Source organism: Patescibacteria group bacterium (genome assembly GCA_040390045.1).
In the GTDB taxonomy this organism is placed as follows: domain Bacteria; phylum Patescibacteriota; class Minisyncoccia; order Phycocordibacterales; family SIBU01; genus SIBU01.
This window is the reverse complement of the sequence record JAZJZC010000003.1, coordinates 52,764-67,675: the sequence shown is the minus strand read 5'-3', so window position 1 is coordinate 67,675 and position 14,912 is coordinate 52,764. Positions and strand designations below refer to the sequence as shown.

Annotated in this window: 15 protein-coding genes and 1 tRNA gene; 4 read left to right on the top strand and 12 right to left on the bottom strand. The window is 45.6% G+C overall.

The genetic code is table 11. The features are described from left to right. Position 1 precedes the first annotated feature (1 nt). On the top strand, positions 2–403 hold the full coding sequence (locus V4467_03150) for a DoxX family membrane protein (protein MES2087966.1): 402 nt from the start codon (positions 2–4) through the stop codon (positions 401–403). Between the two features lie 287 nt (positions 404–690). On the opposite strand, the gene V4467_03145 is transcribed toward V4467_03150, so the two are convergent. From V4467_03145 to V4467_03110, 8 genes are all read right to left on the bottom strand, one after another. Then, positions 691–763, bottom strand: a tRNA-Lys gene (locus tag V4467_03145). Between the two features lie 52 nt (positions 764–815). After that, positions 816–1,229 carry a hypothetical protein gene (locus tag V4467_03140; GenBank protein MES2087965.1) on the bottom strand — a complete coding sequence of 138 codons (414 nt, stop codon included), beginning with the start codon at positions 1,227–1,229 and terminating at the stop codon, positions 816–818. A gap of 9 nt (positions 1,230–1,238) precedes the next feature. After that, entirely contained in the window at positions 1,239–1,970 is a 732-nt protein-coding gene (locus V4467_03135; GenBank protein ID MES2087964.1) for a hypothetical protein, read from the bottom strand. A gap of 75 nt (positions 1,971–2,045) precedes the next feature. After that, on the bottom strand, positions 2,046–2,360 hold the full coding sequence (locus V4467_03130; protein ID MES2087963.1) for a hypothetical protein: 315 nt from the start codon (positions 2,358–2,360) through the stop codon (positions 2,046–2,048). 125 nt (positions 2,361–2,485) lie between these two features. Then, entirely contained in the window at positions 2,486–3,163 is a 678-nt protein-coding gene (locus V4467_03125) for a hypothetical protein (protein MES2087962.1), read from the bottom strand. Positions 3,164–3,265: 102 nt separating this feature from the next. Further along, complete coding sequence (locus V4467_03120) at positions 3,266–3,550, bottom strand: MoaD/ThiS family protein (GenBank protein MES2087961.1); 285 nt, start codon at positions 3,548–3,550, stop codon at positions 3,266–3,268. A 92-nt stretch (positions 3,551–3,642) separates the two neighbouring features. Continuing rightward, a complete protein-coding gene (locus V4467_03115) occupies positions 3,643–6,186 on the bottom strand; it encodes a DNA polymerase (protein MES2087960.1) in 2,544 nt (847 codons plus the stop codon). A gap of 101 nt (positions 6,187–6,287) precedes the next feature. Beyond that, positions 6,288–6,980, bottom strand: a complete 693-nt coding sequence (locus V4467_03110) for a hypothetical protein (GenBank protein ID MES2087959.1) — start codon at positions 6,978–6,980, stop codon at positions 6,288–6,290. 277 nt (positions 6,981–7,257) lie between these two features. Between V4467_03110 and V4467_03105 the strand changes: the two genes are divergently transcribed. Continuing rightward, positions 7,258–7,533, top strand: a complete 276-nt coding sequence (locus tag V4467_03105) for a hypothetical protein (GenBank protein ID MES2087958.1) — start codon at positions 7,258–7,260, stop codon at positions 7,531–7,533. Positions 7,534–7,552: 19 nt separating this feature from the next. On the opposite strand, the gene tsaE is transcribed toward V4467_03105, so the two are convergent. Then, a complete protein-coding gene (gene tsaE / locus V4467_03100; protein ID MES2087957.1) occupies positions 7,553–7,999 on the bottom strand; it encodes a tRNA (adenosine(37)-N6)-threonylcarbamoyltransferase complex ATPase subunit type 1 TsaE in 447 nt (148 codons plus the stop codon). Between the two features lie 517 nt (positions 8,000–8,516). Between tsaE and V4467_03095 the strand changes: the two genes are divergently transcribed. Both V4467_03095 and ruvB read left to right on the top strand, forming a co-directional pair. Further along, positions 8,517–10,193, top strand: coding sequence for a type II/IV secretion system protein (locus V4467_03095; GenBank protein ID MES2087956.1), 1,677 nt, complete (start codon positions 8,517–8,519; stop codon positions 10,191–10,193). A 739-nt stretch (positions 10,194–10,932) separates the two neighbouring features. Continuing rightward, complete coding sequence (gene ruvB / locus V4467_03090) at positions 10,933–12,012, top strand: Holliday junction branch migration DNA helicase RuvB (protein ID MES2087955.1); 1,080 nt, start codon at positions 10,933–10,935, stop codon at positions 12,010–12,012. A gap of 311 nt (positions 12,013–12,323) precedes the next feature. On the opposite strand, the gene V4467_03085 is transcribed toward ruvB, so the two are convergent. From V4467_03085 to V4467_03075, 3 genes are all read right to left on the bottom strand, one after another. Continuing rightward, a complete protein-coding gene (locus tag V4467_03085; GenBank protein ID MES2087954.1) occupies positions 12,324–12,635 on the bottom strand; it encodes a hypothetical protein in 312 nt (103 codons plus the stop codon). Beyond that, positions 12,632–13,690, bottom strand: coding sequence for a hypothetical protein (locus V4467_03080; protein MES2087953.1), 1,059 nt, complete (start codon positions 13,688–13,690; stop codon positions 12,632–12,634). Before V4467_03080 ends, V4467_03085 begins: the two co-directional genes overlap by 4 nt. Before the next feature lie 264 nt (positions 13,691–13,954). Further along, entirely contained in the window at positions 13,955–14,644 is a 690-nt protein-coding gene (locus V4467_03075; GenBank protein MES2087952.1) for a hypothetical protein, read from the bottom strand. Positions 14,645–14,912 lie beyond the last annotated feature (268 nt).

The following is a 14,912-nucleotide window of genomic DNA, read 5'->3' as shown; positions in this document are numbered from 1 at the left end:
CATGTTAAGCACATTTCCTCTACTTCTGTCATACCAGTTTGCCGTTCCTTTTATTTTCCGGGTTGTTGTTGGCCTGATTTTTATTTGGTCCGGGTATAAAAATTTTTCTCCAGCAAATTCAAAAAACTCAACTCTGAGTATCCGATTTACAAACCTTACAAAAATGTGGCTCTGGAGCATTGCCATACTTGAAGTGCTCGGTGGAGTACTCCTTCTAGCCGGTTTGTTTACTCAAATAACAGCAATCGTTCTTTCACTTATTATTGTAGCGTCAATCGCTCGCTCCTACAGGAAAGGTAGCGATGTGTCGCCCGAACAAAATATTTTGTTACTTCTAACTCTTATTACAATTTCCCTTCTATTTCTTGGGCCGGGGTTTTACTCCTTGGATTTGCCGATTTAAAACTTTTTTGTTGTAGACGAGAAGTACTCTTCTCGGGGGGGGGAATCTTCCATTACATGGACAGTATACCTTTCCCATTTTTGGAATCGCCCGCGACTCAAGTTTCGCCGTCGCAAAGGTTTGTCTGTCCCACAAGGGGACTTCTATTTTTATAAATAAAAATAAGTCGAGCACCAGCTCGCGGTTTTGCGTGCTCGCAAAACAACACTCCGCTGTTCGATTCCCCACGCAAGCTCGTTTAGAGCTTGCTCCGAGCGCACAGCTAACGGCGCTTCGCTTGTTTGTTGTGCGCTCGGGGGGAATCGAACCCTCGACCATCTCCTTAAAAGGGAGCTGCTCTACCAACTGAGCTACGAGCGCATGGGGGATACGATACTTGAAAAAAGTTTTTTATTCAAGGGCTACCAAAAAGCTAGTCGGTTTTTGATTCCTCAGCGACAAGATAATTCCCTAAAAATTCCTTGAAAATTTCTGTACGGGGTTCAAACCGTGCCTCCAAAAAATGGCTCAGTGGGTGGGACTCAGGAGAATACTCGTAGTGAGCGCGAATTTCCCCATCAACAAAAAGTCTCAAGTGGTATTGATAAATTTCACTATCAATTTTTCTCATACTCAAAACTTGTCCAGGGTCGTGCCATGCAATAACCGCGGCCTCAAAACCAGCGGCGTATAATAGCTTAGCGAGCTCACTTTTATTAAATTGAGAATTCAGCCTTCCAAGTAAAAATTTCTGCCTGAAATTATGAAATCCGAGTTTTTCGGCCGTGCGAATACATGGTGGCCAAACCCGATAGGCTATGTTCCAAAAAAACCTAATCTTTTCCATTGAAATATCTTACACGTTTAAGACGAAGGTCTCAAGTCCCGAATCAAAATCTCGTTTCCCACGGTGCGCGTCATGGTACAACTCGATAATCTTGAGGGACATACCCTGTAACTCTTCCAATGAAAAATTGTGACTAAAACGCTTAGACTTACTAAACACGAAAGGAGAAACCCCCGCTTCCCCAGCCGTCGCCACCTCCTGCGCCAATATCAAATTTTTCAACTGCCAAAACAAAATCCCCGACAATTCTTCGGAAGATGCATCCTCCCGCACAGCCTTCTGGTACAGAACCCACAACTTTTTTTTATTCCTCTCACCTAGGGCGTCCGCCAAACTAAAAAAATTAAATCCCTCCCCCTCTGCTCCATAGACGCTCTGGGCTTTAATTTTTTCAAACTCCTGGACGCGATCGGCATTAGCTTCAACTAATTTTAAGGTTGGCTTGTCAACCGCACCTTCCAAAAAAACAAAAACATTTTCTGAATTTTTAATTTTAGTCAATTTTGAAAGCACGGCCTCTTTAATCTCCCTTTTTTCAAAAAGTCTTTTGGCAAAAACAATGAACCTTCTTTCAAAAAGTCCCTGCAACTGTAAAAAGTTATCAAACTGCGATTCCAGCCAATTATCAGCATCAAGCGTAAAAACTTGGGCATCAGGCTTTTTTTTCTTCATACTTAGAATAAGCTCGCTTGCCTTGGCGCGCGCTTTTTCCGAATCTTTGCCGTGTAAAAAATAGAACATGTGTAGCTATTAGCTTATAGCTTTTAGTTGAAAGAGACAAGAAAAAAACCGGCGGAGTTGCTTCGCCAGTTTACATTAAAGGGATGTTCCAGCATTCACCAAAATGCGTTCCCCACAATTACTTACAACGATTCTGAAAACAAGCGTTCCATTCTGCAAAAGCGAATAGCAGGTATCACCATCATCGGAAACAGTAATCCCTGGCACCTGCTTGTAAAAACTTTCGACGGCTTCCCAGATCGCGTGATCAGTAATGGGGTCGTTGAGAAGGAGCTTAAAGTGTGAATCCCGTAGATGCCCGCATTCGTTCCCCGCCTGAGGCGCCCGAAGATTTCCACCAAATCTCTGCAACATAAAGTCGCAAAGACCATCGGGAATTTCGATTTTCATTGTCATACTTTCTATTTCAAGAAACTGCTCAGAATAATACTCACTCAACAATAAAACGCAAGCAATTTTTCTTTTCCTAAAAACCACAAGTGATCGGCCTTAAAAGACAAGAAAAAACGGACTGTTTAGCCCGCTAGCGTGAGATTTTGCAAAATTACGAGAAGTGCGGTTTCGAGTTCGCTATCAGTGAGAATCACTTTGCCCTCTGGATTAAACTGCTCAACAGACAAACCCTTGACTGCCTCCTTGGTGCACGGCACATGAGCAAACATAAAAGGCACCTGCCTTCTGTGATTTTTGAGTGCCCGCGAAGCCAAATACATCAGAGCGTTGCAGCAAAACCCGCCGGCGTCCTGTGATATCTCGGCTTCGAAAGGAATCTCTGCCCGCCTCAGTTTTTTCTGAATGCTAGGGATGTTCCACGGGCGAAGATCGAGACCAATAATTTCTTTGGGTGGCCGAGTACCAACGATCGGTCGGTTGTTCTCTCCAGATTTGCAATATTTGTCATTGTGAACCCAATTTGAACAGCGACTTTCAAATCGAATCCCGGAAATGGTTGACCACATTCCAAGAGAAACCACTGCCGACGCGCCGAAGACAGTTACCAAGTGAGAAATGATCTCGCCACAGTGGCCCTCGGGACCAGCGTTAGCAACAGTCATTGACGAGTCAAAAAGCTTGCCAAAAATCTGAAAACCTCCTAAATTTTTCCCTTTCAAATTTTCCACCAACGTTTCGGTGGGATTGCACCGGTACACTCCAAACTTGCGGAAGCCCGTTATAAGTACAGTCTTGTTCACAAAACTCCTTTCTTTGTTTGATTCTACAATCAGTGTAGATAAAAGAGCTTAAAAAGCAAGAAAAAATCCCAACCGGAAAGTTGGGACACTCGAAATTTGCTTTCAGCCGCCAGCGATAGCCGGAACAATACTCACGTCGGCACCCTCATGAAGAGGAGAGGCTAAGTTTTGAAGGTGACGAATATCAACCTCGTCGATAAAAAATAGCACGAAGCGATTAGGCTGGCCATCATCTTTGATGAGGCGCTGACGAACTCCGTTATGGGGTGCACAAAGGAAGTCGAGCATTTGGCCAAAGGTGGCCGATTCAGGAAGCATGAGCGCAACCACCTCTTGACCTCCCATCGCACTTCGCAGAATGTGCGGAAGACGAACTGTCACATTCATAAAATAAAATTTCCTCCTTCTATCTATCTGAAGTATAAACTACCCCTCTTTGTTTCAAAACGCAAATTTTTTTAAGCTGACAGCTACCAGCTTTAAGCTTCAAGCTTCTTCATCTCCCCCCAATTCTCACCCACCTTTGCTTCCACCTTACAGACAATGTCGCTAATTTTTTCCGGTGGAATAACCAACTCCATAATCGGTTTCACTTTTTCAATAAATTTTTCTACCTGCGAAGTTTCAACTTCGTACACCAATTCGTCGTGCACCTGAAGCAGAAGATAGGCTTTCTCAGAAAGTCCGGACGATTTGATTAACTCATCAGCTCGAACCATGGCAATTTTAATAATATCTGCCTCAGTTCCCTGAATCGGCGCATTGATCGCCATGCGTTCTGCTGAAGCGCGGATGAACGGAATTTTTGAAGTAATGCCAGGGAAATAACGTCTCCTGCCAAAAAAAGTTTCGGTAAAACCTGTCCGTGCGGTTTGAGCTTTAACAGAATCGAGATACTTCGCTAGGCCCGAAAACTTTTCAAAATAATCATTATAAAATTTCTGCGATTCTTCTCGTGTCGCTTGCCCTGAGCCGGTTGAAGGGTTGCCACCGAGATTTGCCCGCAATGCATTGACTCCCATGCCGTACATCACGCCGAAATTAATTACCTTGGCTTTTCGTCTCATGTCAGGCTTCACATCGGCAGGCGAAACTCCAAACACTTCCGAAGCTACAGCCGTGTGAACATCCTCACCGTTTTTGAAAATCTCGATCAGTTTCTTGTCACCCGACAAAAAAGCCGCGATGCGAAGTTCAATTTGAGAATAATCAAATGCTACCAAACTAAATTTGGGTGTGGCCACAAATGCATGCCTAATCGCTCGGCCGAGTTCGGTTTTATTGGGAATGTTTTGCAAATTTGGATCTTCACAACCCATACGCCCGGTCGTCGTTCCCGATTGCAAAAATTGAGCGTGCAGTTTCCCGTCAGCGCCAACCATGTCAGGAATGGTGTCGATGTAGGTGCCGAGCAATTTCGCCAACTCGCGATACTCCAAAATCAAGGTGATAATCGGATGACTCTCGCGCAACTTCTCAAGCTCAGATTCTTTGGTGGAAAGCGCGCCACTGCCAGTTTTCTTCTGATTTTTAGCCTTCAGACCGAGCTTTTCAAAAAGAATTACCCCGAGCTGTTTGGGCGATGCCACGTTAAATTCTTCACCAGCTAATTTCCAAATTTTTTTCTCGAGCGAATTCAATTCGTGATGGTACTCCTTGGAAAGTTTTTTCAAACAATCTTTGTCGATGCTAATCCCTCGCTCTTTCATGGCGCGCACAATCGGCAAAAGTGGTTTTTCAATACTCTCAAAAACAAAATCCAATTTTAATTCCGACAAACGTTTAAAAATTGCCACGCGAGCTTCGTCAAACGTTGTCGCCCCACTGAAATTTAAAATATCTGAAAGTTGCGGATTGGTAATGTTGGAATTAACCAACCAAAGCGCCACAGAAGTTTCAGCTAAAATTTTTGGATCAACGCTTTCAACACTCACCATACTGGAAAACATCCCTTGGCCAGCATCGGGAGCTGGAGTTCCTCCGGCGCCCGCCGCTCGAAGTTCCGACGGAGATGCCGGACCCTTCCCCATCAAAGCTTGCGCGAACCTCGGTCCCAAATTCCTAAACTCAAACTCAGCAAACATTTTATTTACTTTTCCCATATCAAGCGTTTCTCTCCACGTTTTCTCAGGCAACACGAAATCTATCGGCGCATCCCTTCGAATAGTCGCCAACATTTTGCTAAACAACGCCTCCTCTTCATTATCCTTCAAAAGTCCGATGATCCGATCTGTCAGTCCAGCTTTTTTAAATTCTTTCGTATCTTTTTTTAATTTTTTATAAATATCCTCAATCGTGCCGAATTTGCTGATCAAAATCCCGCCAGTTTTTTCTCCAATTCCCTTGATGCCGATAATATTGTCCGACGGATCGCCTCGCAGACCTTTGTAATCCGGCAAAAGTTTTGGCACAAAACCAAACCGCTTCACCACCGCTTCCTCATCGTATAAAATCGTATCCTGAATTCCCTTCTTCAATGTATACACCTGCACTTTTTTATCATCCACAAGTTGAAGGGTGTCCATGTCTCCCGAAGCGATGATGATATCGAGATCGAAGGGGTTAGGGTTTAGGAGAAAGGGTTTAGAAGTTTTTGAATTTTTTTCTTTTTCTTTACCCTCTACCCTAGACCCTAGACCCTGTTTTACCTTCTCCACAATGGTTCCCAGCACATCATCCGCCTCAAATCCCTCCTTGTCATACATCGGAATAGAAAATGCTTCAAACACATCGCGAGAACTTTTCATCTGCGACACCAGTTCCGGATCGGCCTTAGCGCGTCCTGCTTTGTATTCTTTGTACGCCTCGTGACGATAGGTCGGCTTCGGCAAATCATACGCCGCTACAAGATAGTCCGGTTTTAAATCAGTAATAATTTTAATGAGCATGCTCGAAAGCCCGTACAAAGCTCCCGTGGGAATTCCCTTACTCGAAGAAAAATCCGGCAGCGCGTGGTAGGCACGATGCAAGATGGCGTGAGCGTCGAGCAAAACTAAACGTTTCTTTTTGGATTCAGGATTCAAATTTTTAACTCTTAGCTTTTAATTTTAACTTTATTACCCATTCTAGCATTTCCCACCCAAAGAAAAAGCCGGAGAAAATATTCTCCGGCGACTCGATAAACTTAAGGGTGCTTGGTTGATCCAACCAACAGGGTACCTCTACCTGACGAAAGCTTTGGCCATAGATCAATTTTTGCCCTAAGGCTTTGGTGTTGATGCACCTCGGCATGCAGAAAACCTTCGAAAATTCTTAAGCCAATGGGTCTGACCGAAATATCCCTTTGAGCCCTGTCGCTCATGAACTGGTCGACAAAAGGAAAACTCTTGGCTGAAACTAACCCAATTGCATTTGAAAGATCCCCGGCATAGGCGCTCGATTCCGCTTCTCCAGAGAATTCATGCGCCACAATGTCAGAATAATAACCACCAAGTTGGCGTAGGGTTTCCTCGGTATATCCTTCCGATCTGGCTACCCCCCTCAGAAACCCGAGAAAAAAACCGCGTTGAAATTCAACAAATCGTGTCCAGCGCGCTTGACCCCCTTCTACTTTTGGGACACCTCGCATGGCCAAAGCAATTTCGGTTGCCGTTTCCGCGTTAAGCGAAACAAAAAAGGCAACTGCCGGCGCCACGTCAATGGCACACACATTAGAGAAGCTGTCCAATTGATGCATACGAACAAATTGCTCGTCCTTTCGAACATTCTGTTTTTGGTTAGGTGTGTCACTAAGACAGATCTGTATCACTCTGCCCAACACAGTGGGATTGCTAATCTCAGACACAATTCTTCGCAACAACTTTTCTTCTATTTTCATATAAACCCTGTAAGGTTTTGTTCCACTTGGAACGATTTTAAGGTTCAACCGCATTCTCCACAACAGAGAATCTGGCCCTGTAAGGCGCTCTTGTCGCCAATGACGCGACGAGGAGACCCCGTGAACCGTTTCGGTAATCTGACCTCAAAATTACACGTCCCGGATTAAATGTCAAATTATTTTAAAGGCTCAGTTACAATATTGAGGTCTATACCAAAATTTTACAAAGGTTTATAATTGTACATAGCTTTAGAAATTATTAAGTAACTAAAAATGTATGGCATTTTTTGCAGACGGCAATAGAATTTCGCAACATGAATTCCACAAAGCTCTCTATGATTTAAAAGAGAGTGCGGGTTTTTCTGATCATCAAATAAATAAAGTGCGGAGCACTTTCGGTGGTGACCTTGAAGAAGGAGGTTTTGGAAAAGGCATCAGCCAGCATGAATTTAAAAAAGGTATTGAGCGCCTCAAAGAAGAACACATGGGTGAACATCGCTTCGACAACTCTCACTTTGATCATATTGAGAAAACTTTTGGCCGCTATCTCTAAAGAGAGCCGCGAATTCGTACTATATTCCTGATTCTATCTTTCGAGTTTTTTCGTCTACAAATTCAAACTGCAGTTTGATAACATCGTTGGGTAAGATGTCCGCCACCAAATCCGCCCACTCGATTAAGATTAAATTTTTGGGATCAGCGAGCAACTCGTCGAATCTGAGCTTCAACAAGTCTCTTCCGTCTTTAAGTCTATACGCGTCGATGTGGTGAAGAAGCTTAAAGCTCTCAGCTGTCAGCTTATAGCTTTTAAGAATAACGAAAGTGGGGCTAGTCAAATGTTCTTTGACCCCCAAAATTTCCGCCACACATTGCACAAAGGTGGTTTTACCCGAACCGAGATTGCCGTACAAACCAACAACGGTTGCGCCGCCGCGAGTTTTTTCGAGAGTGGAAATTTTCTCCACAAAATCCTTTGCGAATTTCTTAGTATCTTCTAAAGATTTACTACTTATTTCCATTTGAAAATCATAACACAAGCAACAAAAAAGCGATCCGAGTAAACTCAGATCGCTTCGTGAAATTTTGACACCACTCTTAGTGGTGTCGCCCGCCGCCCCCTTGTGGGGTATAGGTGGGGGCAGAGACGCCCCCACTCGGCGCGCACTGGGTTTGGGGAACGTAGACCGGAGCGCTCCGATACCCGCCACCGGGATAATATGCCCGGTAACCGGGGTAGTCATAGCCTGGATCGTAGTACCGATCAACCACGACGCCCGGTCGCACAGCGACGACACAACCCGTGAGGAAGGTTGATAGGAACGCGATGGCGACAACAAAGAACAAACGACTAGTTTTCATAGAGTGACAGAATTTCTGAGTTGAGTGGTGAATTTCAGCATCTAAAATGCCTGTTTTAATAATAGCATTATTTACCATTTCTGTCAAGGTTTTTAATCTCCTCAAAAACCTTAATTTAAAGCCCAGTTTTGAACCTTTCGTTTGTGCCCTACTCTCAAACAGTGGTAGAATATCGCAATGACTATCATCTTCGACGAAGACAAACAGACTGCGAGACTCGACTTATTGCGAAAAAAAGAGGAAGAGGATTTTGCGCGATCATTGGCAGAACAACATGGGGTTGAATACGCCAATCTCGTGAATTTCCCAATCGATACTGACGCTCTCAAATTAATAAAAGAAGCGACCGCCAGAGAAAATAATGTCGCCGCTTTTAATATTCTCGACAAGAAAGTTCATCTTGCCGCGACCTCTCTCGACTCTGAAGGTGTAAAATCTGTCACAAAGTCTCTCACCGACTCCGGCTTTTCAGTTGTTCTGTTTATTACCACCAAAGAAGGTTTGGAAAAAGCCTGGACGCACTATAAAGAGCTTTCCTATTCAACCGAATCCACAGGCGGTGCGCTCGACGTGTCGAGCGAGGAAATGGGAAAATTTTTGGAAAGCGTTCACTCGATCAGCGATATTGGCGCTCTCATTGAAAAAATTTTGGCTGAGAAAAAAAGTTATCGCATCTCGCGCATGATTGAAATTATTTTAGCCGGTGCGCTCGCCACCAAAGCATCAGATGTTCACATCGAGCCCGAAGAAGATTACGCTCGCCTTCGCTACCGTTTGGACGGCGTGCTCAACGACATCTTACGATTTGATAAGGCGACCTATGCATTGGTCAATTCTCGAATTAAATTGCTTTCGGGTATTAAATTGAACATCAAAGCCGAGGCGCAAGATGGCCGTTTTAGTGTAAAAATAAATGAGGACGATATCGAAATCCGAACCTCTCTCTTGCCAGGCGCCTATAGCGAATCGATCGTGTTAAGAATTTTAAATCCAAAATCAATTTCAGTTCCAATTGAACAATTGGGAATCCACCCAAAACTTTTGGCTATTTTGCAACATGAAATCAGCAAGCCCCACGGTATGATCCTCACGACCGGTCCGACAGGAAGCGGAAAAACCACGACCCTTTATGCCTTTCTCAAAAAAGTTCACACGCCTGATATTAAAATTATTACGATTGAAGATCCGATCGAATATCACTTGCCCGGGATTGTCCAAACTCAAACTAACGCAGAAAAAGGCTACACCTTCCTCGAAGGTTTGCGCAGCGCACTCCGACAAGACCCCGACATCATCATGGTTGGTGAAATTCGAGACAGCGAAACAGCCGAAATTGCGGTCAACGCCGCGGAAACTGGTCACTTAGTGTTTTCTACTTTGCACACCAACACCGCGGCCGGCACTTTCCCTCGCCTCATTGACCTTGGCGTGAATCCCAAAACCATGGCCTCCGCCATTAACGTTTCAATGGCTCAACGACTGGTGCGCGTTCTATGCAAGGACTGCAAAAAAGAAGTGATGATTGAAGGAAAAAACAAAGAGCTTGTTGATAAGGTTGTCGCGGAAATTGAAGATAAGAGTGAAATAACTAACACTACTAAAATGTGGGTAGAGGGCAGTTGTGACATCTGTAATCACACGGGCTACAAAGGACGCGTTGGTGTATACGAAGCGATTTTGATGGACGAAGCTATTGAAACAGTCATTCGTGAAAGTCCTTCGGAACGCGAAATCCAAAAAGCTGCCCTGCCTCAAAAAATTCCAACAATGAAACAAGATGGGATCATTAAAATACTGGCGGGAATAACTTCAATTACTGAGCTTGCACGCGTCGTGGACCTAGAAAAAGAGTAAAAAGGCGCTCGGGTAGTTTTGGAAAATACGTGCTTCGACGAAATGAAAATCATAGTCGCCTCATAACGAAAAACTCATAGGTCGCCTTGCTCCTGCGGCCAACTTCGTTTTTCTATCCAGCTCCCTGATTTTCATATCGCCTTTCGCAATATATTTTCCAAAACCACCCTCGCTGGAATACCCAGAATTTCAGAAAATTCTGGGTAGGAAAACGGAAAGTCCCCCGCAACTTCCGAAGTTGCGGGGGACTTTCTTTGAACGGGTCTTGCTTTTTTGTTTTTTCCTGTTGAAAAGTGTGAAAACGATTGCCTTTAGAATTTTCGGGCGGTACTATAGGACTAGAAATGTGGACTTGGGATTTTGGATGCAGTTCGAGAAGCAGCGAGGCTTGCGACTAAAACGTATTCTCATACGTTGCAGGAGCAAACGGAGCTGGCGACAAAGAAATGCGCCAAAATCATAAGTCCTACCTTCCAAAACATAAATCTCTAAGCAATACTTTTAATATGCGTACTAAAAGTTAAATATATCCCCAAGGATAGCACCAGCAAACCACCGAAGTGATAACCAGAACGTCCTCAAAAAAATATTAGTGAAGCCCGGAGGCCTAATTGCTTAGAGATTTATACGTTGGAAGGAAAATATTTCGATCCTTTGTTTACAACAAAAAATACGCGGAGCCGCGTACGTCATTACCTCTATCAACTAACTGACAAGAATTTAGCACACAAACGTTTTTATGTCAAGAAGTTCCGTAAATAAACTTACACAACCTGGCTCGCAGGAAGAGGAAAATAGCCCTAACAATAAGGGTAAAAAGGAAGTTTTAGTGGAAGAAGAAATCTTTCTTGATCAGGCTCTAAGACCGAGTTTGTGGGAAGATTACATTGGGCAAAAAAATATCAAGGAAAACTTGAGGATTTTGCTCACTGCTGCCGCCGAACGGAAGCATCCGCCGGAACATTTGCTCTTTTATGGACCCCCGGGGCTCGGAAAAACCACCCTCGCTCACCTAATCGCTAAAGAAATCGGTGCTCAAATCAAAATTACTTCGGGACCTGCCATTGAAAAGGTGGGCGATCTTGCCTCGGTACTCACCAACCTCGCTCCAGGCGACATTTTGTTCATCGATGAAATTCATCGACTCAATAAAGCTATCGAAGAAGTCCTCTACCCTGCCATGGAGTCGGGTCAGCTCGACATTATTATCGGCAAAGGTCCTTCAGCTCGAACCATTCAGCTTGAACTACCGCCGTTTACCCTCATTGCCGCAACTACACGCATCGCACTTCTCTCTTCACCATTACGTTCACGCTTTGGTGGTGGCGTTTTCCGTTTGGAATTTTATTCAAACGAAGAGATCGAAGAAATCGTGCGCCGGTCTGCCAAAATTTTAGGAGTTGAGGTAGAAAAATTGGCTGGAGCAGAAATTGCCAAACGCAGCCGCTTCACGCCGCGAACCGCCAACTATCTTTTGAAGCGGGCGAGAGATTTTGCGCAAGTGAATAAAGGAAAATTATCTAAAGACATTGTGGACAAAGCACTGGCCCTTCTCGGCATTGACGAACTCGGTCTCGGGCATTCTGATCGCTCTCTTTTAAATACCCTTATCGAAAAATTTGATGGTGGACCAGTGGGACTTAATACCCTCGCCGCCGCGCTCTCCGAAGAACAAGCCACTATCGAGGAAGTCAACGAACCCTACCTGCTTCAGCTCGGCCTTATCGAGCGAACTCCACGCGGCCGGACTGCCACAGCGAAAGCTTACGGACACCTTAAAATTAAAAATAAATCTTCGGCTCAGGAAAAACTTTTGTAAAACAAAACCGCCCCGATCTACATCGGGGCGGTTTTGTTTTGTGTGCGAAGAGAGAAACACACGCTTCGTGAACCCCTTGGGGTACACATCCCACTCTGCAATTTATTCGGGCTTGTGACCGGCATCAATCTCGTAATTTAACCCGCCCAAATGTACCTTTAAAATAATTGGTTACATTTGATACGGACAAGAATATTAGAATGATGGCTGCATTAGAAGTGGAGAATTTTTAACCCTGAAATTTTGCAAGACTCTCCGTGAACTTGCAAACTTGTCGGACAATTAAGGGAGGTCCGCGCTCCGTGATTTGGTCAGACCCGCTGACCGACCCAACGCTTCGCGGCATCAAGTGCCGTTTCAGCGTTGGGAAAAAACTCCCCAGAACCTTTTTCGTTCTGGTAAAGTTCGAGAGGTGATATGGCGTTTTCGAGCGCCTTCATCACCTCTTGTTCTGAGATTCTCTGGCGCATCGGGTGCTTCCCGCGATCAAAAAACCTCTCGTAGCCCCCTTCCGCGCCTTTGATTCCCAGTATCTGGAATGTCCGATCACCGACCTTCCATTCCAGAGCACTGTGATTTCCCTCCACCCAAACGCGGAGGAGGACTAAATCTTGAAGATTCATTTATTTCTGTATTTCTGCGTTTGAAGTTTACCCGCGAGACGAGCGCGATGAAGCGCTTGTCTTTGTTGTTTTGGCGTCAGTCCTTGCCATTCGGCAAAAGAGACACCGATCAAACGGCAAACTTTTTCAGTTTCTACCTGTTGTTTTGCTGTGACTTCCGCCTCGATTTTTGCCTCAGTAATTCGAAGCTGTTCAGATTTCAGCTCGGCCATAATCCGAGCTTCTTCGGCCGCCAGTTTGGTAGCCGCGATTTTCGCGTGGACTAACTCCGCGAGATTTTCTGGCACAGGGCCAGTAGTACCGGCGAGCTCCTCGGCAGCAAGAATATAATTCTCACCCCGAGTTGGGTTGCAACCACACTCAACACAGACAACGACACCGTCAATTTGCCCAGCCTTCGTGGCGGCACAGATGATCTCGGATCGTCGTTCGCTCTCGGCAGTACGCCGAGCATTTTCGGCACGCTCCCATTGCTTGGGGGTCATCCCATGTTCGGTCATGCAAGCTACGGCTCGCTTAAGAAACGAAGCTGTGTGCGGGGACATTTCCGTATTGAACGGCATCATCTCCGACACAAGTCCACACCAGTGAGCTGCGCCGTTGGTGGTATTAAGTCGAGGTCCAGCGAGCCGAACTGACTTTGGTCCGGATTCCCACGCAAACATGGCTGTCCGCCGCGGAGATGCAAGATCGATGATCCAGCATGTCCCCGCTTTGTTCTTACGAATTTCCCCTTTCTCTCCATCTAGGCAGAGCAGGGTCGAATTCGCGTGTGACTTCCAACCGCCTGACGAGGCGATAACGCTCTGAGCTTTTTTAGGCTCGAGAGTTGAAATGCCAAGGATGAGAACACCCTTGACCCCGAGGCCACTAAAAAAGACCTTGTCAGTCTCGGCGGCCGTTTGAGCTCGACAAAGAGCCTCGTGCCTGAATCCCTCTCTGTACGCAGAGTCCTGCGAAACTTTTGAGAGGTGTACGATTTCTTCCATTTTTTCATCGGCGGCTTTTTTGTACTTTGCCGCCAACTCAACCATTGTTTGATTTGGTGTATTCACATTTTTTAATTTTTTTCTGTCATCAGGTTCAGAATACAAAATTCAAAATTTAAATTTTATATTCTGAACCTGATTAGATATTTTTTAAAAAATGGCCACCTCTACGGACGCACGAAATAAATTCGCGAGCCCGATAAAGTCCAACACCACCGACCAAGGCAGTGCTGGAAAATTGTTTTTTTAATGAACGCCGCAACGTTCACGTGTTAACCCTTTCCCACTTTGCGGGTGCAACGCGTTTTGTAATTAAAACGCGCAAAATTTTCAGACGACGGCCGGCGATTGCACCGAACGCTTTTTGGCTGCCTTGATGGCCGCCACAATTGCCTCCGAGCACCAACAACTCTCGGAATGGGTGTAGGCAAGGAGTAACCTTGCAGAAAGATTTGGAGAAGTTCTAACTTCCCCACCTCCCTCCATGTTAACCATAGAAGAGAGCGCTTCCTCCAGTTGCTCCTCCGACAGTCCTGCGACTGTCAGCTCATCGCGAGTGACCGTGAGATCTTCGGGAAGCTCCGCAACCTCCTGCTTTTTGCGGCAAATCGGGCAGGTCCGCTGGAGGCTAATCACCGGCAGTGAGTGCCGAGTGACATCGTCCGCCACCAAAATCCACTCGGTGAGAGTGGACCCGCTATAGACGTTCTCCCAATGAAAACCCTGAGTGGCTGGAGGCGGATGATATATCTTTCGGCCGCTGATGACAGCGACCGGGTTCACCACCGCGTATCCCCCGATGCGGCCAGACCAGTTGCAGGTGCTCTGCAACTGGTTTTCTTTGCTGGAGTGGATTCCCTTCTCCCCCTCCACCGAAGTAGCGGAGGAGATGGAACCAACACCACCCGTCGCGATGTGGAGAAGGGGAATCTTCGAAATGTCGACCGCTTTCAGTGTGTCTCCCGTGAGGCGGTTGTCGAGGTAGAGCTTTCGAGTTGTTGCACCGCATGCGCACGTCATCTCGAACAGTTTTGCCTCGGCCACCGTTGGCTCCGCGGGGATATTTTTATCCCCAGTCCAGAGTTTCCCCGGCGACCCAATCCCCTTTTGCACTTTATAGAACTGATTCATTTTTCGCCCTCCTTTCAAAAGGCATTTTCCACAGATGGTTACGCCTGCGGAGCGCGGTTCGAGATTGCTCTCTACGGATTTACAAAATTAATTGCAAGCCCGATCGAGAGGAGAAACTTTTAACCAAAAGTTTCTCCAAAAACCCGAGCACCAAAAG